Origin of the sequence: Escherichia sp. E14V7 (assembly GCF_004212225.1) — a bacterium.
Lineage (GTDB): Bacteria > Pseudomonadota > Gammaproteobacteria > Enterobacterales > Enterobacteriaceae > Escherichia.
In genome coordinates this window covers 153,575-175,467 of the sequence record NZ_RHJJ01000002.1, presented here as the reverse complement: position 1 = coordinate 175,467, position 21,893 = coordinate 153,575, and the positions used below count along the sequence as shown (strand labels likewise).

Here is a 21,893-nt window from a genome sequence, read left to right as displayed (position 1 = left end):
TGCGTCTGGCTTGCCTTTATACTACCGCGCGTTTGTTTATAAACTGCCCAAATGAAACCAAATCGGAAATTTCCAGTGAAGTTCGTAAAGTATTTATTGATCCTTGCAGTCTGTTGCATTCTGCTGGGAGCAGGCTCGATTTATGGCCTCTACCGCTACATCGAGCCACAACTGCCGGATGTGGCGACATTAAAAGATGTTCGCCTACAAATTCCGATGCAGATTTACAGCGCCGATGGCGAGCTAATTGCGCAATATGGTGAAAAGCGTCGTATTCCGGTTACGTTGGATCAAATCCCGCCGGAAATGGTGAAAGCCTTTATCGCGACGGAGGACAGCCGCTTTTATGAGCATCACGGCGTTGACCCGGTGGGGATCTTCCGTGCGGCAAGTGTGGCGTTGTTCTCTGGTCACGCGTCACAAGGGGCGAGTACCATTACCCAGCAACTGGCGAGAAACTTCTTCCTCAGTCCGGAACGCACGCTGATGCGTAAGATTAAGGAAGTCTTCCTCGCGATTCGTATTGAACAGTTGCTGACTAAAGACGAGATCCTCGAGCTTTATCTGAACAAGATTTACCTCGGTTACCGTGCCTATGGTGTCGGTGCTGCGGCACAAGTCTATTTCGGTAAAACGGTCGACCAACTGACGCTGAACGAAATGGCGGTGATTGCCGGGCTGCCAAAAGCCCCATCCACTTTCAACCCGCTCTACTCAATGGATCGCGCCGTCGCGCGGCGTAACGTTGTGCTGTCACGTATGTTGAGCGAAGGGTATATCACCCAGCAGCAATACGATCAGACGCGTAGTGAGCCGATTAACGCCAATTATCACGCACCGGAAATTGCGTTCTCGGCGCCGTATCTCACCGAAATGGTGCGTCAGGAGATGTATAGCCGTTACGGCGAAAGCGCTTATGAAGACGGTTATCGCATTTACACCACCATTACCCGCAAAGTTCAGCAGGCCGCGCAGCAAGCGGTGCGTAACAACGTGCTGGACTACGACATGCGTCACGGTTATCGCGGCCCGGCTAATGTGCTGTGGAAAGTGGGTGAGACGGCGTGGGACACCAAAAAGATAACCAATACTCTGAAAGCGTTGCCGACTTACGGTCCGCTGCTGCCTGCCGCAGTTACCAGCACCAATCCGCAGGAAGCGACAGCGATGCTGGCTGACGGAACGTCCGTAACGTTGCGTATGGAAGGCGTTCGCTGGGCGCGTCCTTACCGTTCAGACACTCAACAGGGACCGACGCCGCGTAAAGTGACTGATGTGGTGCAAACGGGTCAGCAAATCTGGGTTCGCCAGGTTGGCGATGCCTGGTGGCTGGCGCAGGTGCCAGAGGTGAACTCGGCGCTTGTGTCGATCAATCCGCAAAACGGTGCCGTCATGGCGCTGGTGGGTGGCTTTGACTTCAACCAGAGCAAGTTCAACCGCGCAACTCAGGCGCTGCGTCAGGTGGGTTCGAATATCAAACCGTTCCTCTACACCGCAGCAATGGATAAAGGTCTGACGCTGGCAAGTATGCTGAACGATGTGCCGATTTCCCGCTGGGACGCCGGTGCTGGTTCTGACTGGGAGCCGAAAAACTCACCGCCGCAATATGCCGGTCCAATCCGTTTACGTCAGGGACTGGGCCAGTCGAAGAACGTAGTGATGGTGCGTGCAATGCGGGCTATGGGCGTTGACTACGCTGCAGAGTATCTGCAACGCTTCGGCTTCCCGGCGCAAAACATTGTTCATACCGAATCGCTGGCGCTGGGTTCCGCGTCCTTCACGCCGCTGCAGGTGGCGCGCGGCTACGCAGTAATGGCGAACGGTGGCTTCCTGGTGGATCCGTGGTTTATCAGCAAAATTGAAAACGACCAGGGCGGCGTGATTTTCGAAGCGAAACCGAAAGTAGCTTGCCCGGAATGCGATATCCCGGTGATTTACGGCGATACGCAAAAATCGAACGTGCTGGAAAATAACGACGTTGAAGACGTGGCTATCTCCCGCGAGCAGCAAAATGTTTCGGTGCCGATGCCGCAACTAGAGCAAGCTAATCAGACATTAGTCGCGAAGACCGGAGCGCAGGAGTATGCACCGCACGTTATCAGCACTCCGCTGGCATTCCTGATTAAGAGCGCACTGAACACCAATATCTTTGGTGAACCAGGCTGGCAAGGTACTGGCTGGCGCGCAGGTCGTGATTTGCAACGTCATGATATCGGCGGGAAAACCGGGACCACCAACAGCTCGAAGGATGCATGGTTCTCGGGTTACGGACCAGGCGTAGTAACCTCAGTATGGATTGGCTTTGACGACCACCGTCGTAATCTCGGTCATACCACGGCTTCAGGGGCAATTAAAGATCAGATCTCTGGTTATGAAGGTGGTGCTAAAAGCGCGCAGCCTGCATGGGACGCTTATATGAAAGCCGTTCTGGAAGGCGTACCGGAACAACCGCTGACGCCGCCGCCGGGTATTGTGACGGTGAATATCGATCGCAGCACTGGGCAACTGGCCAGCGGCGGCAACAGCCGCGAAGAGTACTTCATTGAAGGTACACAGCCTACACAGCAGGCGGTGCGCGAGGTGGGAACGACCATTATCGATAATGGTGAGGCACAGGAATTGTTCTAATTAAAAAGGCGCTTCGGCGCCTTTTCAGTTTGCTGGCAAAGTGCGCGTTGTTCATGCCGGATGCGGCATGAACGCCTTAGCCGGCATGCAACACATTGAAAATTCAATACATTGCAGGAATCCCGTAGGCCTGGTAAGCATGGCGCATCAGGCAAGCTCTACATATTTACAACCGCCCCTGCCCCTTCAACCACTCACGTACCAGAAACAGCGCACTGACATTGCGCGCTTCATTGAAGTCAGGATCTTCAAGCAAATCCATCATATGCGCCAGCGGCCAGCGAACCTGCGGTAGCGGCTCTGGCTCATCGCCTTCCAGCGACTCCGGGTAGAGATCCTGCGCCACCACAATATTCATTTTGCTGGAAAAGTAAGACGGCGCCATGCTGAGTTTCTTCAAAAAAGTCAGATCGTTCGCACCAAATCCCACTTCTTCTTTTAGCTCGCGGTTAGCTGCTTCGTAGACGCTTTCACCGGGATCAATCAGCCCTTTCGAAAACCCTAACTCATAGGATTCAGTTCCCACCGCATACTCACGAATCAGGATCAGATGGTCGTCCACAATAGGCACAATCATCACCGCTTCCCTGTTGGTTGGACGCATTCGTTCATAAACACGCCGCACGCCATTGCTGAACTCCAGATCCACGCTTTCGACGGTAAACAGTCGGGAACGGGCTACAGTTTCAACATTCAGAATGGTGGGTTTTTGTAATGATTTTCTCATTGTGGAATCTTTGCAGTGAAATCAGTATTTATTGTGCGATATCGGACACCGTTTCGGCAATGTGAATTGCATGTTATTTACATTTATGCAACCTGATAAATAATCGTTCTCAAATCAAATTAAAAGTCAATAGGTTGAAATAACTCCAGGAATTTGCTGATATTCCGCCCTCAGAGGGTTTGCTATGATCAGCGGTTACTGGGATGCGCTTAATGATGCTCAAGTTCAACTCCACGCTTGCCGATAGCCAACCGCAGAATCCTATATTGTGTCCAGGGTGCGAATAATCACGCCTGACAAATTAAGTAAGATGGGGAAAGCATGAGCACCATTGTGATTTTTTTAGCTGCTTTGCTGGCCTGCTCACTACTTGCGGGATGGCTGATAAAAACCCGCACCAGGCGGCGACAATTGCCCTGGGCTAACGCCTTCGCTGATGCGCAAACGCGCAAACTCACTCCGGAAGAACGTAGCGCTGTTGAAAATTATCTCGAGAGCCTGACGCAGATTTTGCAGGTTCCCGGCCCGACGGGTGCCAGCACGGCGCCTGTCTCTCTGACGCTGAACGCCGAAAGCAATAATGTGATGATGCTGACGCACGCTATCACACGTTATGGCATCTCTACCGACGATCCCAATAAATGGCGCTACTACCTTGACTCGGTAGAAGTCCACCTGCCGCCTTTCTGGGAGCAGTACATCAACGACGAAAACACCGTTGAACTGATTTATACCGACTCACTCCCATTAGTCATTTCACTCAACGGCCATACGCTGCAAGAGTATATGCAGGAGACTCGCGGTTACACGTTACAACCTATTCCATCAACACAGGCATCGATTCGCGGTGAAGAGAGCGAACAAATTGAGTTGCTCAACATTCGCCAGGAAACGCACGAAGAGTATGCACTTAGCCGCCCACGAGGATTGCGGGAAGCGCTGCTGATTGTCGCCTCATTCCTGATGTTCTATTTCTGCCTGGTGACCCCAGATGTATTTGTCCCGTGGTTGGTTGGCGGCGCGCTACTGCTGCTGGGCGCGGGCCTGTGGGGATTATATGCGCCACCTGCCAAATCTTCCCTAAGGGAAATCCACTGCCTGCGCGGGACACCGCGTCGCTGGGGGCTGTTTGGTGAAAACTCTCAGGAACAGATTAACAATATTTCGCTTGGTATTATCGATCTGGTCTACCCCGCGCACTGGCAACCTTACATTGCCCAGGATCTCGGACAACAAACCGATATAGATATCTACCTCGACCGTCACGTCGTGCGCCAGGGGCGCTATCTTTCGCTACATGACGAAGTAAAAAACTTCCCGTTGCAACACTGGCTACGCAGCACGGTTATCGCAGCCGGTTCGCTGATAGTCTTGTTTATGCTGCTGTTCTGGATCCCACTGGATATGCCGCTGAAATTCACTCTCTCGTGGATGAAAGGCGCGCAGACTATTGAGGCCACCAGTGTTAAACAACTTGCGGACGCTGGCGTACGCGTAGGCGATACCTTACGTCTAAGTGGTACAGGCATGTGTAATATCCGCACTTCCGGCACCTGGAGCGCGAAAACCAATTCACCGTTTTTGCCGTTTGACTGCTCGCAAATCATCTGGAATGACGCCCGTTCATTGCCATTACCAGAATCGGAACTGGTTAACAAAGCTACGGCGTTGACCGAAGCAGTAAACCGCCAGTTGCACCCGAAACCGGATGATGAATCTCGCGTCAGCGCCACATTGCGTTCAGCAATTCAGAAATCCGGCATGGTTTTGCTTGATGACTTTGGCGACATCGTACTGAAGACCGCCGATCTCTGTGCCGCCAAAGATGATTGTGTTCGGTTGAAAAATGCGCTGGTGAATCTCGGCAACAGTAAGGACTGGGACGCACTGGTAAAACGCGCCAACGCAGGAAAACTTGATGGTGTGAATGTATTACTCCGCCCGGTGAGCGCAGAATCGCTGGATAATCTGGTGGCGACTTCCACCGCACCGTTTATCACTCATGAAACGGCGCGAGCGGCACAATCACTGAATAGCCCAGCGCCTGGCGGCTTCCTGATTGTCAGCGACGAAGGCAGCGATTTTGTCGATCAACCGTGGCCAGCAGCCTCGCTTTATGACTACCCGGCGCAAGAACAATGGAACGCTTTCCAGAAGCTGGCGCAAATGTTGATGCATACACCGTTTAACGCCGAGGGGATCGTCACCAATATTTTCACCGATGCCAACGGTACGCAGCATATCAGCTTGCACCCTATTCCGGACCGTTCTGGCCTGTGGCGCTATCTCGGCACCACATTACTGCTACTGACGATGTTCGGCTGTGCCATCTATAATGGCGTGCAGGCCTGGCGTCGTTACCAGCGTCATCGCACCCGCATGATGGAGATTAAGGAGTATTACGAAAGCTGCCTGAATCCGACGCTGCTCACGTCTTCAGAAAGCCTCATCGAATAACACGTTTGCGCGGCAGGTTATGCTACCCTGTCGCGCAAATTGCTTCACTCTGGAGATTTCCCCCATGCATATCAACATTGCCTGGCAGGACGTAGACACCGTTCTGCTGGATATGGACGGCACGTTGCTCGACCTCGCCTTCGATAACTATTTTTGGCAAAAGCTGGTGCCTGAAACATGGGGCGCGAAAAACGGTGTTACGCCACAGGAAGCAATGGAATATATGCGCCGGCAATATCACGACGTGCAGCATACGCTAAACTGGTACTGTCTTGATTACTGGAGCGAGCAACTGGGTCTGGATATCTGTGCGATGACCACCGAGATGGGGCCGCGTGCTGTGTTGCGTGAAGATACTATTCCGTTTCTCGAAGCGCTGAAAGCCAGCGGCAAGCAGCGAATTTTGCTCACTAACGCCCATCCACATAACCTGGCCGTTAAACTTGAGCATACGGGTCTGGACGCACACCTTGATTTATTACTTTCCACCCACACATTTGGTTATCCGAAAGAGGATCAGCGGTTATGGCATGCGGTGGCCGAAGCTACGGGTCTGAAAGCTGAAAGAACGCTGTTTATTGATGACAGCGAAGCCATTCTCGATGCTGCCGCGCAATTTGGTATTCGTTACTGTCTCGGCGTCACCAACCCTGACTCTGGAATAGCCGAAAAACAGTATGAACGCCATCCGTCACTGAATGACTACCGCCGCCTGATCCCCTCGCTAATGTGAAGGAGACGCCATGAAAGAAAAACCGGCTGTTGAGGTTCGACTGGATAAATGGCTATGGGCCGCCCGTTTTTATAAAACCCGCGCGCTGGCCCGCGAAATGATTGAAGGCGGTAAGGTGCATTACAACGGGCAACGCAGCAAGCCGAGTAAAATCGTCGAGCTGAATGCCACGCTCACGCTGCGCCAGGGAAATGACGAACGAACGGTGATTGTAAAGGCGATTACTGAACAGCGTCGCCCCGCCAGCGAGGCGGTCTTGCTGTATGAAGAGACTGCGGAAAGTGTAGAGAAACGCGAAAAAATGGCGCTGGCACGTAAACTTAATGCCTTAACCATGCCGCACCCGGACCGGCGCCCGGACAAAAAAGAGCGCCGCGACCTGTTACGATTTAAACACGGCGACAGTGAATAACTGTCACCTGCAAGAGAGATGATTATGCCGCAACATGACCAATTACATCGCTATCTGTTTGAAAACTTTGCCGTTCGCGGCGAACTGGTAACCGTTTCGGAAACCCTGCAACAGATCCTTGAGAATCACGATTATCCGCAGCCCGTGAAAAACGTGCTGGCAGAACTGCTGGTCGCGACCAGCCTGTTGACCGCTACGCTGAAGTTTGATGGTGATATCACCGTACAGCTGCAAGGCGACGGTCCGATGAATCTGGCGGTTATTAACGGTAACAACAAACAGCAGATGCGCGGTGTGGCGCGCGTGCAGGGCGAAATTCCAGAAAATGCCGACCTGAAAACGCTGGTTGGCAATGGTTACGTGGTGATCACCATTACCCCGAGCGAAGGCGAACGCTATCAGGGCGTAGTTGGTCTGGAAGGTGATACCCTGGCGACTTGCCTGGAAGATTACTTTATGCGTTCTGAACAGCTGCCGACGCGCCTGTTTATTCGCACCGGTGACGTAGATGGCAAACCGGCTGCGGGCGGTATGTTGTTGCAGGTAATGCCTGCGCAAAATGCCCAGCAAGACGACTTCGACCACCTGGCGACGCTGACCGAAACCATCAAAACTGAAGAGCTGCTGACGTTACCGGCAAACGAAGTTTTGTGGCGTTTGTATCACGAAGAAGAGGTGACGGTTTATGATCCGCAGGATGTTGAATTCAAATGCACCTGCTCGCGTGAACGTTGCGCAGGCGCGCTGAAAACGCTGCCGGATGAAGAAGTTGATAGCATCCTCGCGGAAGAAGGCGAAATTGACATGCATTGTGATTACTGTGGTAACCACTATCTGTTCAATGCAATGGATATTGCCGAGATCCGCAACAATGCGTCTCCGGCAGATCCGCAGGTTCATTAATCGCCATGTCCGGCAGAGGTGACTCTGCCGGATATCATAACTAAATTGCCTGATGCGCTGCGCTTATCTGGCCTACGGATTAAATGCAATTTATCGCAGGTAAGATAAGGCGCAGCATCCAAACGCGCTGTCACTCATTCAGATTCAAATCCAGCGTTTCACCATCCACCGTAAGATCGCGCCACACCTTAGGCTTCGTCCCCAGTTTTCCATTCTTCGCCGCTGTGAGTAATTTCTCTTTCGTTATTACACGCGGGAGTGAACTCATCGTAATCTCTTTCCATTCTTTCCCGGCAGGATCAATACCATAGACAATGACTCTTTCATCATTAAAGGCAAACAGGATCCGCTCTGCCCTACCATCACTATTCAGATCTTGCTCTACCAGCACGCAGGCATCTTTTTCAATACATATCATTGCGTTATAGCGATTTTTCATCACTGCCGACCAGAATGTCATATCCGGCTTTCCAGAACCTGGGGCAATAAATACATTATCAGCTAATGCTTTTTCCGATATCTGCTGCTGAAGACGTTGCACTCCATCAAACGCCATCAGCAGACCCCACCTGCGTTTCGGGTCTTTCATATACTCGACATCGCTTTTCAGCGACTCAAGCGCTGCACGTCCATAGCGACCGCTATGTTCGAGCATGTAGATACTTACCTGGTCTGGCATGTTCTTGCCACTCTGATAACGCGCCATATGGCTGTTCACGCTAATGCGCATACTGTCCAGCACCGGCGAATTAAGAAGCACCAGTATCACCAGCACCAATAACGAAACCGTAAGGTTCACTTTGCCCTGAAGAACAAGGGGATTTTGCCCTTTACGCCAGGCAATACTGACGAAATACCCCAGCGACCAGACCAGTAACACCACCACCGCCAGTGCGCCGTGCAAGCGTTCGGTAGTCCAGCCGTATTGAGCGACCCGCATCCATATAGCCCAGGCGGCGATCAGCACATAGAGCGGCGCCACCAGCAGAGACATTTTTATCAGGCAACGCAATGGGCCAGTCCAGGGAAGCGATGCTTTTCGCGGATCGCGGACAATGGCCATTAAGAGCAACTGCAAAAAGGCCAGAGTTAAAAGCAGCCCAGCGGCGGAGATGTGGCGGGAAATCGCATTCAAACCAGCAAAGGGCAAAGTGATAATAAACAGCAGCGTCAGCAGTGAAACCAGTGGTAGCAAACCTGTGGCGATTAACGTGAAGAGCTTTTGAATAGAGGCGATTAACCGCGATTGAGTCCGCGCAAGAATGACTGCCAGCGCGGTAACCAGGCCCAGCGTAAGATAAATAAACCAGTCGGTTGAAAAAAAGAGGATACTGAAAAACGTGATGCCAACAAGTTTAAATAACTCACTCCACAGTAAAAGTACCAGCCATGTCAGACCATTAGTGATCAAAATCACCATCAATATTAGAGCGTTATGCCACGCTGACTGGTAAAAAAAGCTATAGTTCGTTTGCTCTTTTCTGTCGTGCAAATTCAGTTGTATCCAGGGCAATAACAACATCGCCATTAACAGCAGATAACAACCAAATTCCCAGAGTTCCTGGTCCGCTCGCCAGGGACTCATGCCATCAATTTGCCATTTCAGCCAGCCGCTCATCGCCAGGGTGGCAATAAATACCAGCGCCAGCCACCCCCACAAACGCTTCTGTTTGAAGGATTCCACGGTGAATAACAAAACGGATGAAAGCGCCACGGTCGCAGGAATGCCGTAAACAAGCCAGTTGTTATTGTCCACAGCCAGCCAGGTTATCAGAAAATAGCAAACCAGCCCCTGGATTAATCCAGTGGCGACCATTCCCCACCGTGTTGCAGGTGAAAGTTCAACGTTATCCATGTTCGTGATCCGGAATCAAAAGGAAGGTTAATTATTGCATTCAGGCAGTACTAATATTTATTTTAAGAAAAATTTACAAAAAATTTTGCGGTGGTGAATCGATACTTTACTGATTGATTTTGCATAAATTTCAATCAGGAATGAGATTTAACTCACATTATAATGGCCAATTAAACTAACTTTTAACCTTTTAGGAACATTTTCCACACCTGGAATGCCATTTCTGCGATAATAGCAACCGTTTCGTGACAGGAATCACGGAGTTTTTTGTCAAATATGAATTTCTCCAGATGCGTAAATCTATGAGCCTTGTCGCGGTTAACACCCCCAAAAAGACTTTACTATTCAGGCAATACATATTGGCTAAGGAGCAGTGAAATGCGCGTTAACAATGGTTTGACCCCGCAAGAACTCGAGGCTTATGGTATCAGTGACGTTCATGATATCGTTTACAACCCAAGCTACGACCTGCTGTATCAGGAAGAGCTCGATCCGAGCCTGACAGGTTATGAGCGCGGGGTGTTAACTAATCTGGGTGCCGTTGCCGTGGATACCGGGATCTTCACCGGGCGTTCACCAAAAGATAAGTATATCGTCCGCGACGATACCACTCGCGATACTTTCTGGTGGGCAGACAAAGGCAAAGGTAAGAACGACAACAAACCTCTCTCTCCGGAAACCTGGCAGCATCTGAAAGGCCTGGTGACCAAACAGCTTTCCGGCAAACGCCTGTTCGTGGTTGATGCTTTCTGTGGCGCTAACCCGGATACTCGCCTTTCCGTACGTTTCATCACCGAAGTGGCCTGGCAGGCGCATTTCGTCAAGAACATGTTTATTCGCCCGAGTGATGAAGAGCTGGAAGGTTTCAAACCTGACTTTATCGTCATGAACGGCGCGAAGTGCACCAACCCGCAGTGGAAAGAACAGGGTCTGAACTCTGAAAACTTCGTGGCGTTTAACCTCACCGAGCGCATGCAGCTGATTGGTGGCACCTGGTACGGCGGCGAAATGAAGAAAGGGATGTTCTCAATGATGAACTACCTGCTGCCGCTGAAAGGTATCGCTTCTATGCACTGCTCCGCCAACGTTGGCGAGAAAGGCGATGTTGCGGTGTTCTTCGGCCTTTCCGGCACCGGTAAAACCACCCTTTCCACCGACCCGAAACGTCGTCTGATTGGCGATGACGAGCACGGTTGGGACGATGACGGTGTGTTTAACTTCGAAGGCGGCTGCTACGCGAAAACCATTAAACTGTCGAAAGAAGCAGAGCCAGAAATCTATGGCGCTATCCGTCGCGATGCACTGCTGGAAAACGTCACTGTACGTGAAGATGGCACCATCGACTTTGATGATGGTTCAAAAACCGAGAACACCCGCGTTTCTTATCCGATCTATCACATCGATAACATCGTTAAGCCAGTTTCCAAAGCGGGCCACGCGACTAAAGTTATCTTCCTGACCGCAGATGCTTTTGGCGTACTGCCACCGGTTTCTCGCCTGACTGCCGATCAAACTCAGTACCACTTCCTCTCAGGCTTCACCGCCAAACTGGCTGGTACAGAGCGTGGCATCACCGAACCGACGCCAACCTTCTCTGCCTGCTTCGGCGCGGCATTCCTGTCGCTGCACCCGACTCAGTACGCAGAAGTGCTGGTAAAACGTATGCAGGCAGCGGGCGCGCAGGCATATCTGGTTAACACTGGCTGGAACGGCACTGGCAAACGTATCTCCATTAAAGATACCCGCGCCATTATCGACGCCATCCTCAACGGTTCGCTGGATAACGCAGAAACCTTCACTCTGCCGATGTTTAACCTGGCGATCCCAACCGAACTGCCGGGCGTAGACACGAAGATCCTCGATCCGCGTAACACCTACGCTTCCCCGGAACAGTGGCAGGAAAAAGCCGAAACGCTGGCGAAACTGTTTATCGACAACTTCGATAAATACACCGACACCCCTGCAGGTGCCGCGCTGGTAGCGGCTGGTCCTAAGCTGTAATCGGTTAATATTTCACTGACCCCTTATCCAAACGGATAAGGGGTTTTTTTATATCTGCAGTTTCAGAAAAATTCGCTGGAACCGTTCTGGAATGGGGAAACGGGGCGGCATTCGGATAATTTATTACAACGTGACACGCAATGGCCGAATTTATCTGGCATTGATTTATCCTAAAAATGAACAGGATGATTTAACAGAAGAACAAAAAAAGGCATTGAAACTATTGTCCGAAAAGCGGCTTTAATGTTGAAGCTCAACAAATCCCATCACGGCCGCAACGCCAACGGAGGCATTGGAAATAGATGAAAGACGAATTATTTGCTGATCTTCTTGCCAGCGCAGAAGAAATGGTACGCATCGAAAAGGGTGAAAAAACGCCTGAGCCAGAACACGTCCATACTTTTAGCGAAATCGATGTAAAAGCGATCCGTGAAGCAACTGGCTTACGTCAGCAAGATTTCGCTGTCGCCGTGGGGGTGAGTTACGACCTGGTAAAAAGCTGGGAAACCAAACGCCGTCAACCTACCGGAGCACCTCGAAAATTGCTCCTGCTTTTGCAAGCGAATCCTTTCATTATCAATCAATTGAAAACAATCTAAAAACGGGAGGCACCTTCGCCTCCCGTTTATTTACCCTTCTTTTGTCGTGCCCTGCGCCCGCGTTACCGGTAATGGCAGCCAGGCGCGAATGGAAAGCCCGCCCCGCTCGCTGGTGCCAAGCTCCAGCATCCCGTTATGGTTATCCACGATACGCTGCACAATCGCCAGGCCTAGTCCCGTGCCGCTAATGGTGCGCGCACTGTCGCCGCGGACAAAAGGCTGGAACAGATGCTTACGCTGTTCAGGCTCGATACCCGGACCGTCGTCTTCCACCTGGAACCAGGCGCGATTTGGCTCCGTTCCGCTGCTGACTTTGATCCAACCATTGCCATAGCGGGCAGCGTTCACCACCATATTCGCCACCGCACGTTTGATTGACAGCGGATGCATTTTCACTTCTATGCAGCCAGGATAAAGCGCGGTATCAATTTCACGCTCATAGCCACTTTCGGCAGCAATCACTTCACCAAGCACCGCGTTAAGATCCGCCAACTCCATCGGCATTTCCTGCCCGGTGCGCAGGTAGTCGATAAACTGCTCAATGATGGCGTTGCACTCTTCGATATCTTTGTTGATCGATTCTGCCAGGTAGCCATCCTGCTCGCTCATCATCTCGGTCGCCAGGCGAATACGCGTCAGTGGCGTGCGCAGGTCATGACTTACCCCCGCCATCAGCAGCGTGCGGTCATCCGCCAGTTGCTTAACACCAGCCGCCATATGGTTGAAGGCGCGGGTAACCGAACGCACCTCCGAAGCGCCATATTCACGCAGCGGCGGCGGAATAATCCCTTTACCGACCTGCAAAGCAGCATGTTCAAGATCGACCAACGGTCGGTTCTGAATACGAATAAACAGCCACGCCCCGCCAATCGCCATCAGCATAATCGCCAGCGTATAGCGGAACAGCGGGGAGAAATCGCCCTGATGAATTTCGGTCAGCGGCACACGTACCCAGATATTGGGCGACAGCCAGGTTTTCAGCCAGACAACAGGCGAGCTTTTGTTAACCTCGACGCGAACTTCCGTCGGACCGCCCAGCTGCTGCGCCATCTGATGGCTTAAGAATTCATAGTGTTGCGCCCAACGCAGCCCGGCCTCTTCGGCAGCTTCGTTGGAATAGAGAGAGATCCCCAGCTCACGGTAGATCTCCCGACGGAAAGCGGGAGGCACAACCAACTGCGTGCCGTCCTCCAGTTGCAGTTTGTCGGTCATCAACATACGCACTTCGTACGCGAGGACTTTATTAAACTGCTGGAGGCTCGGCAAAATCGCGAAGTTCAGCACCACCAGATAAGTCGTCACCAGGCTGACGAACAGCAAGGTGACGATGAGCAATAACGTGCGGGCAAATGAACTTCGTGGCGAGAAGCGCAATCGCCTCATGCTTTAGAACCGTCCGGTACAAAGACGTAGCCCAGACCCCAGACGGTCTGAATGTAACGCGGATGTGCCGGATCTTCTTCCACCATGCGGCGCAGACGAGAGATCTGCACGTCGATGGAACGTTCCATTGCGGAATATTCACGGCCACGGGCAAGGTTCATCAGCTTATCGCGGGAGAGCGGCTCACGCGGATGGCTGACCAGCGCCTTCAGGACCGCAAATTCACCGCTGGTCAGCGGCATCGGTTCATCTTCGCGGAACATTTCACGCGTCCCCAGGTTAAGTTTGAACTTACCGAAAGCAATCACAGCTTCTTCCTGTGACGGCGCGCCCGGCAGTTCATTCGCCTGACGACGCAGCACCGCACGGATGCGGGCCAGCAATTCACGCGGGTTAAACGGTTTTGGAATGTAATCGTCAGCACCAATTTCCAGGCCAACGATACGGTCAACTTCTTCCCCTTTCGCCGTTACCATAATGATCGGCATCGGGTTACTCTGGCTACGAAGACGTCGGCAAATCGACAAACCATCTTCACCAGGTAACATCAAATCCAGTACCATAAGATGGAAAGATTCACGAGTCAGCAGGCGATCCATCTGTTCTGCATTAGCGACGCTTCGAACCTGGAAGCCTTGTTCGGTGAGATAACGCTCCAGCAGCGCACGCAAGCGCATGTCGTCATCGACCACCAGAATCTTGTAGTTCTCTTGCATTGTTTGTACTCCCAAAGGTTCGCAACAATTTGTAAGCGTGTATTCTTAAAAAAGCTCACGTTCGTCACCAGCTAAATCTGGTATGAATTTCAGCCTAAATTGTTACAAAGCATATTAAACAGCGGCTTAAGTATACAATTTATTCAGCGAAACATTATTGATTCTGTTGATATGATCACGTTATACCCAATGTGCGCATTATCAAACAGACAAAGGGAATCAACGAGATGAAAACGCCCCTGGTTACCCGGGAAGGGTATGAAAAACTCAAACAAGAGCTAAATTATCTCTGGCGTGAAGAGCGCCCGGAAGTCACAAAGAAGGTGACCTGGGCCGCAAGTCTGGGCGACCGCAGCGAAAACGCTGACTATCAGTATAATAAAAAGCGCCTGCGTGAAATCGACCGTCGTGTGCGCTATCTCACTAAATGCATGGAAAATCTCAAAATCGTCGATTACTCGCCCCAGCAGGAAGGCAAAGTTTTCTTTGGCGCGTGGGTAGAGATTGAAAACGACGATGGCGTGACTCACCGTTTCCGTATCGTCGGCTATGATGAAATCTTTGGCCGTAAAGACTACATCTCTATCGATTCCCCGATGGCCCGCGCATTGCTGAAAAAAGAGGTGGGCGATCTGGCGGTGGTGAATACCCCTGCCGGGGAAGCGAGCTGGTATGTTAATGCTATCGAGTACGTGAAACCGTAAGGAAGAGTCTTAACCTCCTGCCGATGGCTGGCATTTTTGCCAGCCAGTCCGTATAACTATCCCCTGATTTTTGATCCGAAAAGATGAACTCACACCATGATGAATGATTCGTTCTGCCGCATTATTGCGGGTGAAATTCAGGCGCGCCCGGAACAGGTTGACGCTGCCGTTCGCCTGCTTGACGAAGGGAATACCGTGCCGTTTATCGCACGTTATCGTAAGGAAATCACCGGCGGTCTGGATGACACGCAGCTGCGTAATCTGGAAACACGTCTGGGATATCTGCGCGAGCTGGAAGAGAGACGTCAGGCTATTCTCAAGTCCATTTCTGAGCAAGGTAAACTCACCGACGAGCTGGCGAATGCCATCAACGCTACCTTGAGCAAAACCGAACTCGAAGACCTCTACCTGCCTTACAAACCTAAACGTCGTACCCGCGGGCAAATCGCCATTGAAGCAGGGCTTGAGCCGTTGGCTGACCTGCTGTGGAGCGATCCATCACACATGCCAGAAGTCGCCGCTGCACAATATGTTGATGCCGATAAAGGCGTGGCAGATACCAAAGCCGCGCTGGACGGCGCGCGTTATATCCTGATGGAACGCTTTGCCGAAGATGCCGCGCTGCTGGCAAAAGTGCGTGATTATCTGTGGAAAAACGCGCATTTGGTTTCTACGGTGGTGAGCGGTAAAGAAGAGGAAGGGGCGAAATTCCGCGACTATTTCGATCATCACGAACCGCTGTCAACGGTGCCTTCGCACCGTGCGCTGGCGATGTTCCGTGGGCGTAACGAAGGCATACTCCAGCTTTCGCTGAATGCCGATCCGCAGTTCGATGAGCCGCCAAAAGAGAGCTATTGCGAGCAAATCATCATGGATCATCTCGGCCTGCGCCTGAACAATGCCCCGGCGGATAGCTGGCGCAAAGGCGTGGTGAGCTGGACGTGGCGCATCAAGGTGCTGATGCATCTGGAAACCGAACTGATGGGCACCGTGCGCGAACGTGCGGAAGATGAAGCGATTAATGTCTTTGCCCGTAACCTGCACGATCTGCTGATGGCGGCCCCTGCCGGACTGCGTGCGACGATGGGCCTCGATCCGGGTCTGCGTACCGGGGTAAAAGTAGCGGTAGTCGATGCAACCGGCAAACTGGTGGCAACCGATACCATTTACCCGCACACCGGACAAGCCGCAAAAGCAGCGATGACCGTTGCTGCCCTGTGTGAAAAGCATAACGTTGAACTGGTGGCGATCGGCAACGGTACAGCTTCCCGCGAAACCGAGCGTTTCTATCTTGATGTCCAGAAGCAGTTCCCGAAAGTGACCGCGCAGAAAGTGATCGTCAGCGAAGCTGGCGCATCAGTTTACTCGGCTTCCGAGCTGGCAGCGCAGGAGTTCCCGGATCTCGACGTTTCTCTGCGTGGCGCAGTATCTATCGCCCGCCGTTTGCAGGATCCGCTGGCGGAGCTGGTGAAAATCGATCCGAAATCTATCGGCGTGGGTCAATATCAGCATGACGTCAGCCAGACGCAACTGGCCCGCAAGCTGGATGCAGTAGTAGAAGACTGCGTAAACGCCGTTGGCGTTGATCTCAACACCGCTTCTGTTCCGCTGTTAACTCGCGTAGCGGGCCTGACGCGCATGATGGCGCAAAACATCGTGGCCTGGCGCGATGAGAACGGCCAGTTCCAGAATCGTCAGCAACTGTTAAAAGTGAGCCGTCTGGGGCCGAAAGCCTTCGAGCAGTGTGCGGGCTTCTTGCGCATTAACCACGGTGATAACCCGCTGGACGCGTCTACCGTTCACCCGGAAGCCTATCCGGTGGTGGAACGCATTCTGGCAACAACACAGCAGGCGCTGAAAGATCTGATGGGTAACAGCAGTGAACTGCGTAATCTGAAAGCGTCTGATTTCACCGATGAGAAATTCGGTGTGCCGACAGTAACCGACATCATCAAAGAGCTGGAAAAACCGGGTCGCGATCCGCGTCCGGAATTTAAAACCGCTCAGTTTGCCGATGGCGTCGAGACAATGAACGACCTGCAACCGGGTATGATCCTCGAAGGCGCGGTCACCAACGTCACCAATTTTGGTGCTTTTGTTGATATCGGCGTACATCAGGACGGCCTGGTTCACATCTCTTCTTTGTCGAACAAGTTTGTGGAAGATCCGCATACCGTGGTGAAAGCGGGCGACATTGTGAAGGTGAAAGTGCTGGAAGTGGATCTTCAGCGTAAACGTATCGCCCTGACCATGCGTCTGGACGAGCAGCCTGGCGAAACCAACGCTCGTCGCGGCGGCGGTAACGATCGCCCGCAAAACAACCGCCCGGCAGCCAAACCGCGTGGGCGTGAAGCGCAGCCTGCCGGTAACAGCGCGATGATGGATGCGCTGGCGGCAGCAATGGGTAAAAAGCGTTAAACACCCTGATTGGCCTACGGTTCAAATTTTCACGAAATCGTAGGCCAGATAAGGCGTTCACGCCGCATCTGGCAACGAACGCCTTGCCTGACATAAATATGCCGGAGATATTCTCCGGCATATTTATTCCACAGCCAAACTCACAATATATTCCGTTAATATTTATCACATCATTAACAACTGAAACCTTAATTAAACATTAACCCGCCCTAATAATTCGTCATTCGAATTATATTTTGGCTGCGATATAACCTTGAGCCACATCAACATTGAGTCAGATTATTATCTAAACCAACATTCGCACACATTTTAAGTATTGCTGATAGAAACCATTCTCATTATCATTGTACTGTTGATTATTTAATCTCTCCTTCGTTGGCAAATCATCTGGTCTCATGTCGCTGTCAAACGCCCCATGAGGTAGTTATCCAGTTAGTGAGAAACAAGTAGGCACCTATGCAATACACTCCAGATACTGCGTGGAAAATCACTGGCTTTTCCCGTGAAATCAGCCCGGCATATCGCCAAAAACTGCTTTCTCTTGGCATGTTACCTGGCTCCTCTTTTAATGTGGTGCGCGTCGCTCCACTCGGCGACCCCATTCATATCGAAACCCGTCGTGTAAGCCTGGTATTACGCAAAAAAGATCTGGCCTTATTAGAAGTGGAAGCGGTTTCCTGTTAATACGGTGATAACAACAATGAAAAAATTAACCATTGGCTTAATTGGTAATCCAAATTCTGGCAAGACAACCTTATTTAACCAGCTCACCGGAGCACGTCAGCGTGTAGGTAACTGGGCTGGCGTTACCGTCGAACGTAAAGAGGGTCAGTTTTCCACCACCGATCATCAGGTCACGCTGGTGGATCTGCCCGGTACTTATTCTCTGACTACTATTTCATCGCAGACGTCGTTGGACGAGCAAATCGCCTGCCACTACATTTTGAGTGGCGACGCCGATCTGCTGATTAACGTGGTGGATGCGTCTAACCTTGAGCGTAACCTGTACTTGACGCTACAGCTGCTGGAACTCGGCATTCCCTGCATCGTGGCGCTGAACATGCTCGACATTGCCGAGAAACAAAATATTCGCATCGAAATTGATGCGCTGTCGGCGCGTCTTGGCTGCCCGGTAGTTCCACTGGTTTCCACGCGTGGTCGCGGTATCGAAGCTCTGAAACTGGCGATTGACCGCTACAAAGCCAACGACAATGTAGAACTGGTGCATTACGCCCAGCCGCTAATCAATGAAGCCGACTCGCTGGCAAAAGTGATGCCGTCCGACATCCCGCTCAAGCAGCGTCGCTGGCTGGGCCTGCAAATGCTGGAAGGCGATATCTACAGCCGCGCCTACGCCGGTGAAGCGTCGCAGCATCTGGATGCCGCCCTTGCCCGTCTGCGTAATGAGATGGACGATCCGGCGCTGCACATTGCCGATGCGCGTTACCAGTGTATTGCTGCTATCTGCGATGTGGTAAGCAACACGCTGACGGCAGAACCCAGCCGTTTCACCACTGCGGTAGATAAAATCGTGCTCAACCGTTTTCTCGGGCTGCCGATTTTCCTCTTTGTGATGTACCTGATGTTCCTGCTGGCTATCAACATCGGCGGGGCGTTACAGCCGCTGTTTGACGTCGGCTCCGTAGCACTCTTTGTGCATGGTATTCAGTGGATTGGCTACACGCTCCACTTCCCGGACTGGCTGACTATCTTCCTCGCCCAGGGCCTGGGCGGCGGTATTAACACCGTGCTGCCACTGGTGCCGCAGATCGGCATGATGTACCTGTTCCTCTCCTTCCTTGAGGACTCCGGCTATATGGCGCGTGCGGCGTTTGTGATGGACCGTCTGATGCAGGCGCTGGGCTTGCCGGGGAAATCCTTTGTACCGCTGATCGTTGGTTTCGGTTGTAACGTACCGTCGGTAATGGGCGCACGTACGCTTGATGCACCGCGTGAACGTCTGATGACCATCATGATGGCACCGTTTATGTCCTGCGGCGCGCGTCTGGCTATCTTCGCAGTATTTGCGGCTGCCTTCTTCGGGCAGAACGGCGCGCTGGCGGTCTTCTCGCTGTATATGCTGGGTATCGTGATGGCGGTGCTGACGGGCCTGATGCTCAAGTACACCATCATGCGCGGTGAAGCGACGCCGTTCGTCATGGAGCTGCCGGTCTATCACGTACCACACGTTAAGAGTCTGATTATCCAGACCTGGCAGCGTCTGAAAGGCTTCGTGATGCGCGCAGGTAAAGTGATCATCATCGTCAGCATTTTCCTGAGCGCCTTCAACAGCTTCTCGTTGAGCGGGAAAATCGTCGATAACATCAACGACTCGGCGCTGGCTTCCGTCAGCCGTGTGATCACTCCGGTCTTCAAGCCGATTGGCGTACATGAAGATAACTGGCAGGCAACGGTTGGCCTGTTCACGGGCGCAATGGCGAAAGAAGTGGTGGTGGGTACGCTCAACACCCTCTACACCGCAGAAAATATTCAGGACGAAGAGTTCAATCCGGCAGAATTTAACCTCGGTGAAGAGCTGTTCAGCGCGGTAGATGAAACCTGGCAGAGCCTGAAAGACACCTTCAGCCTTAGCGTACTGATGAACCCCATTGAAGCGAGCAAAGGCGACGGCGAAATGGGTACCGGGGCGATGGGCGTGATGGATCAGAAATTCGGTAGCGCAGCTGCCGCATACAGCTACCTGATTTTCGTCCTGCTGTATGTACCGTGCATCTCGGTGATGGGTGCTATCGCGCGTGAATCAAGCCGTGGCTGGATGGGCTTCTCCATCCTGTGGGGGCTGAATATCGCTTACTCGCTGGCAACATTGTTCTATCAGGTCGCCAGCTACAGTCAGCATCCAACTTACAGCCTGGTGTGCATTCTGGCGGTTATCCTGTTTAACATCGTGGTTATCGGTCTGCTGCGCCGCGCGCGTAGCCGGGTGGATATCGAACTGCTGGCAACGCGCAAGTCGGTAAGCAGTTGCTGTGCAGCCAGCACGACTGGCGATTGCCACTAAGGATACAGCAATGGCTTCGCTCATTCAGGTGCGTGATTTGCTGGCGTTACGGGGTCGTATGGAAGCGGCCCAGATAAGCCAGACATTGAACACTCCACAGCCAATGATTAACGCCATGCTGCAACAACTGGAAAGTATGGGCAAAGCCGTGCGGATTCAGGAAGAACCTGACGGCTGCCTCTCCGGCAGTTGTAAAAGCTGCCCGGAAGGAAAAGCCTGTCTGCGCGAGTGGTGGGCGCTGCGTTAACCATACTCCACCGCCTGTTTTGAAAAGCCCGGTATGCGTTTGCAACCGGGCTTTTTTTGCGTGCGGCTTTCCATAAAAATGCAATTCTTGCAGCACGACGGAAGTTCCTCTGAAAGTGTCTCGCAGGGATGAAAACTGGCTAATGCACAGGTGTGGAGTGGCGCGTAGAGTCGCGGCATTCAAACAACAGGTGAAGGAACGCCATGAGCAAAAAGCAGAGTTCCACCCCACACGATGCACTGTTCAAACTCTTTTTACGCCAACCGGACACGGCACGCGATTTTCTTGCGTTCCATTTACCGGCCCCCATTCACGCGCTCTGTGATATGAAAACCCTCAAGCTGGAGTCGAGCAGTTTTATTGATGACGATCTGCGTGAAAGCTACTCCGACGTGCTGTGGTCGGTGAAAACGGAACAAGGACCGGGATATATCTATTGCCTGATTGAACATCAAAGCACCTCAAACAAACTGATCGCATTTCGCATGATGCGTTACGCCATTGCCGCAATGCAAAATCACCTTGATGCCGGATACAAAACGTTGCCGATGGTGGTGCCGTTGTTGTTTTACCACGGTATTGAAAGCCCCTATCCCTATTCGCTGTGTTGGCTGGATTGTTTCGCCGATCCCAACCTGGCCAGGCAGCTTTACGCCTCTGCATTTCCGCTGATTGATGTCACCGTCATGCCTGATGATGAAATCATGCAACACCGACGCATGGCGCTGCTGGAGTTAATTCAAAAACATATTCGTCAACGCGACCTGATGGGGCTGGTAGAGCAAATGGCCTGCTTATTAAGTAGTGGATACGCTAATGACAGACAAATCAAAGGGCTGTTTAATTACATATTGCAAACCGGCGATGCGGTGCGTTTTAACGATTTTATCGACGGTGTGGCCGAACGTTCACCGAAACACAAGGAGAGTTTAATGACTATTGCGGAAAGATTGCGGCAGGAGGGGTTTCAGAAAGGTATACGTGCTATTGCCAAAACCATGCTGGATGCCGGAGTCCCTCTTGAGGACGTTCTGCGATTTACCGGGCTGTCAGAGGAAGAATTGGCTGCGGCGAACCAGTAGACACTA

The 21,893-nt window shown here is 52.1% G+C and carries 17 protein-coding genes and 1 pseudogene; 14 read left to right on the top strand and 4 right to left on the bottom strand.

Annotated features, from left to right (window positions below; all coding sequences use genetic code 11):
• Window positions 1-75 precede the first annotated feature (75 nt).
• Complete coding sequence (gene mrcA / locus D9741_RS03380) at window positions 76-2,628, top strand: peptidoglycan glycosyltransferase/peptidoglycan DD-transpeptidase MrcA (RefSeq protein WP_130208973.1); 2,553 nt, start codon at window positions 76-78, stop codon at window positions 2,626-2,628.
• A gap of 166 nt (window positions 2,629-2,794) precedes the next feature.
• Here the strand turns inward: mrcA and nudE are convergent, their stop codons facing one another.
• Window positions 2,795-3,355, bottom strand: a complete 561-nt coding sequence (gene nudE / locus D9741_RS03375; protein WP_126511443.1) for an ADP compounds hydrolase NudE — start codon at window positions 3,353-3,355, stop codon at window positions 2,795-2,797.
• A gap of 321 nt (window positions 3,356-3,676) precedes the next feature.
• Between nudE and igaA the strand changes: the two genes are divergently transcribed.
• The 4 genes from igaA to hslO all read left to right on the top strand — a co-directional run bounded on the left by igaA (window position 3,677) and on the right by hslO (window position 7,860).
• Complete coding sequence (igaA, locus tag D9741_RS03370) at window positions 3,677-5,812, top strand: intracellular growth attenuator protein IgaA (RefSeq protein ID WP_130217656.1); 2,136 nt, start codon at window positions 3,677-3,679, stop codon at window positions 5,810-5,812.
• A 64-nt stretch (window positions 5,813-5,876) separates the two neighbouring features.
• Complete coding sequence (gene yrfG, locus D9741_RS03365; RefSeq protein ID WP_130208977.1) at window positions 5,877-6,545, top strand: GMP/IMP nucleotidase; 669 nt, start codon at window positions 5,877-5,879, stop codon at window positions 6,543-6,545.
• A gap of 10 nt (window positions 6,546-6,555) precedes the next feature.
• A complete protein-coding gene (hslR, locus tag D9741_RS03360; RefSeq protein WP_000660487.1) occupies window positions 6,556-6,957 on the top strand; it encodes a ribosome-associated heat shock protein Hsp15 in 402 nt (133 codons plus the stop codon).
• Window positions 6,958-6,981: 24 nt separating this feature from the next.
• Entirely contained in the window at window positions 6,982-7,860 is an 879-nt protein-coding gene (gene hslO / locus D9741_RS03355; protein ID WP_130217658.1) for an Hsp33 family molecular chaperone HslO, read from the top strand.
• 130 nt (window positions 7,861-7,990) lie between these two features.
• On the opposite strand, the gene D9741_RS03350 is transcribed toward hslO, so the two are convergent.
• The gene (locus tag D9741_RS03350) at window positions 7,991-9,715 is read right to left on the bottom strand and encodes a DUF4153 domain-containing protein (protein ID WP_130217660.1); all 1,725 of its coding nucleotides are present in this window, start codon (window positions 9,713-9,715) and stop codon (window positions 7,991-7,993) included.
• Window positions 9,716-10,093: 378 nt separating this feature from the next.
• Between D9741_RS03350 and pckA the strand changes: the two genes are divergently transcribed.
• The 3 genes and pseudogenes from pckA to nadS all read left to right on the top strand — a co-directional run bounded on the left by pckA (window position 10,094) and on the right by nadS (window position 12,315).
• Entirely contained in the window at window positions 10,094-11,716 is a 1,623-nt protein-coding gene (gene pckA / locus D9741_RS03345; protein ID WP_130208983.1) for a phosphoenolpyruvate carboxykinase (ATP), read from the top strand.
• Between the two features lie 61 nt (window positions 11,717-11,777).
• A pseudogene (locus D9741_RS03340) lies at window positions 11,778-11,960 on the top strand (type II toxin-antitoxin system RelE/ParE family toxin); the annotation flags it as partial.
• A gap of 58 nt (window positions 11,961-12,018) precedes the next feature.
• On the top strand, window positions 12,019-12,315 hold the full coding sequence (gene nadS, locus D9741_RS03335) for a NadS family protein (RefSeq protein WP_130208987.1): 297 nt from the start codon (window positions 12,019-12,021) through the stop codon (window positions 12,313-12,315).
• A 30-nt stretch (window positions 12,316-12,345) separates the two neighbouring features.
• On the opposite strand, the gene envZ is transcribed toward nadS, so the two are convergent.
• Window positions 12,346-13,698: a two-component system sensor histidine kinase EnvZ gene (envZ, locus tag D9741_RS03330; RefSeq protein ID WP_130217662.1), complete on the bottom strand. Its 1,353-nt coding sequence runs from the start codon at window positions 13,696-13,698 to the stop codon at window positions 12,346-12,348.
• Window positions 13,695-14,414, bottom strand: a complete 720-nt coding sequence (gene ompR, locus D9741_RS03325; RefSeq protein WP_001157751.1) for a two-component system response regulator OmpR — start codon at window positions 14,412-14,414, stop codon at window positions 13,695-13,697. The genes envZ and ompR overlap by 4 nt, the downstream gene beginning before the upstream one ends.
• Before the next feature lie 227 nt (window positions 14,415-14,641).
• Between ompR and greB the strand changes: the two genes are divergently transcribed.
• The 6 genes from greB (at window position 14,642) to rpnA (ending at window position 21,887) form a co-directional block, all read left to right on the top strand.
• On the top strand, window positions 14,642-15,118 hold the full coding sequence (greB, locus tag D9741_RS03320; protein WP_000856744.1) for a transcription elongation factor GreB: 477 nt from the start codon (window positions 14,642-14,644) through the stop codon (window positions 15,116-15,118).
• Between the two features lie 96 nt (window positions 15,119-15,214).
• Window positions 15,215-17,536, top strand: coding sequence for a Tex family protein (locus tag D9741_RS03315; protein WP_130217664.1), 2,322 nt, complete (start codon window positions 15,215-15,217; stop codon window positions 17,534-17,536).
• Between the two features lie 456 nt (window positions 17,537-17,992).
• Window positions 17,993-18,220, top strand: coding sequence for a ferrous iron transporter A (gene feoA / locus D9741_RS03310; RefSeq protein WP_001200455.1), 228 nt, complete (start codon window positions 17,993-17,995; stop codon window positions 18,218-18,220).
• A gap of 16 nt (window positions 18,221-18,236) precedes the next feature.
• Window positions 18,237-20,558 carry a Fe(2+) transporter permease subunit FeoB gene (gene feoB, locus D9741_RS03305; RefSeq protein WP_130217666.1) on the top strand — a complete coding sequence of 774 codons (2,322 nt, stop codon included), beginning with the start codon at window positions 18,237-18,239 and terminating at the stop codon, window positions 20,556-20,558.
• Between the two features lie 10 nt (window positions 20,559-20,568).
• Window positions 20,569-20,805, top strand: a complete 237-nt coding sequence (gene feoC / locus D9741_RS03300) for a [Fe-S]-dependent transcriptional repressor FeoC (protein ID WP_000157586.1) — start codon at window positions 20,569-20,571, stop codon at window positions 20,803-20,805.
• A 203-nt stretch (window positions 20,806-21,008) separates the two neighbouring features.
• Entirely contained in the window at window positions 21,009-21,887 is an 879-nt protein-coding gene (gene rpnA, locus D9741_RS03295; RefSeq protein WP_130217668.1) for a recombination-promoting nuclease RpnA, read from the top strand.
• Window positions 21,888-21,893 lie beyond the last annotated feature (6 nt).

Coding starts and splice junctions, on each gene's coding strand:
- D9741_RS03350 (WP_130217660.1), bottom strand. CDS start 9,715: ATGGATAACGTTGAACTTTCACCTGCAACACGGTGGGGAATGGTCGCC.
- feoB (WP_130217666.1), top strand. CDS start 18,237: ATGAAAAAATTAACCATTGGCTTAATTGGTAATCCAAATTCTGGCAAG.
- hslR (WP_000660487.1), top strand. CDS start 6,556: ATGAAAGAAAAACCGGCTGTTGAGGTTCGACTGGATAAATGGCTATGG.
- D9741_RS03315 (WP_130217664.1), top strand. CDS start 15,215: ATGATGAATGATTCGTTCTGCCGCATTATTGCGGGTGAAATTCAGGCG.
- pckA (WP_130208983.1), top strand. CDS start 10,094: ATGCGCGTTAACAATGGTTTGACCCCGCAAGAACTCGAGGCTTATGGT.
- rpnA (WP_130217668.1), top strand. CDS start 21,009: ATGAGCAAAAAGCAGAGTTCCACCCCACACGATGCACTGTTCAAACTC.
- nadS (WP_130208987.1), top strand. CDS start 12,019: ATGAAAGACGAATTATTTGCTGATCTTCTTGCCAGCGCAGAAGAAATG.
- yrfG (WP_130208977.1), top strand. CDS start 5,877: ATGCATATCAACATTGCCTGGCAGGACGTAGACACCGTTCTGCTGGAT.
- igaA (WP_130217656.1), top strand. CDS start 3,677: ATGAGCACCATTGTGATTTTTTTAGCTGCTTTGCTGGCCTGCTCACTA.
- hslO (WP_130217658.1), top strand. CDS start 6,982: ATGCCGCAACATGACCAATTACATCGCTATCTGTTTGAAAACTTTGCC.
- feoA (WP_001200455.1), top strand. CDS start 17,993: ATGCAATACACTCCAGATACTGCGTGGAAAATCACTGGCTTTTCCCGT.
- ompR (WP_001157751.1), bottom strand. CDS start 14,414: ATGCAAGAGAACTACAAGATTCTGGTGGTCGATGACGACATGCGCTTG.
- feoC (WP_000157586.1), top strand. CDS start 20,569: ATGGCTTCGCTCATTCAGGTGCGTGATTTGCTGGCGTTACGGGGTCGT.
- greB (WP_000856744.1), top strand. CDS start 14,642: ATGAAAACGCCCCTGGTTACCCGGGAAGGGTATGAAAAACTCAAACAA.
- envZ (WP_130217662.1), bottom strand. CDS start 13,698: ATGAGGCGATTGCGCTTCTCGCCACGAAGTTCATTTGCCCGCACGTTA.
- nudE (WP_126511443.1), bottom strand. CDS start 3,355: ATGAGAAAATCATTACAAAAACCCACCATTCTGAATGTTGAAACTGTA.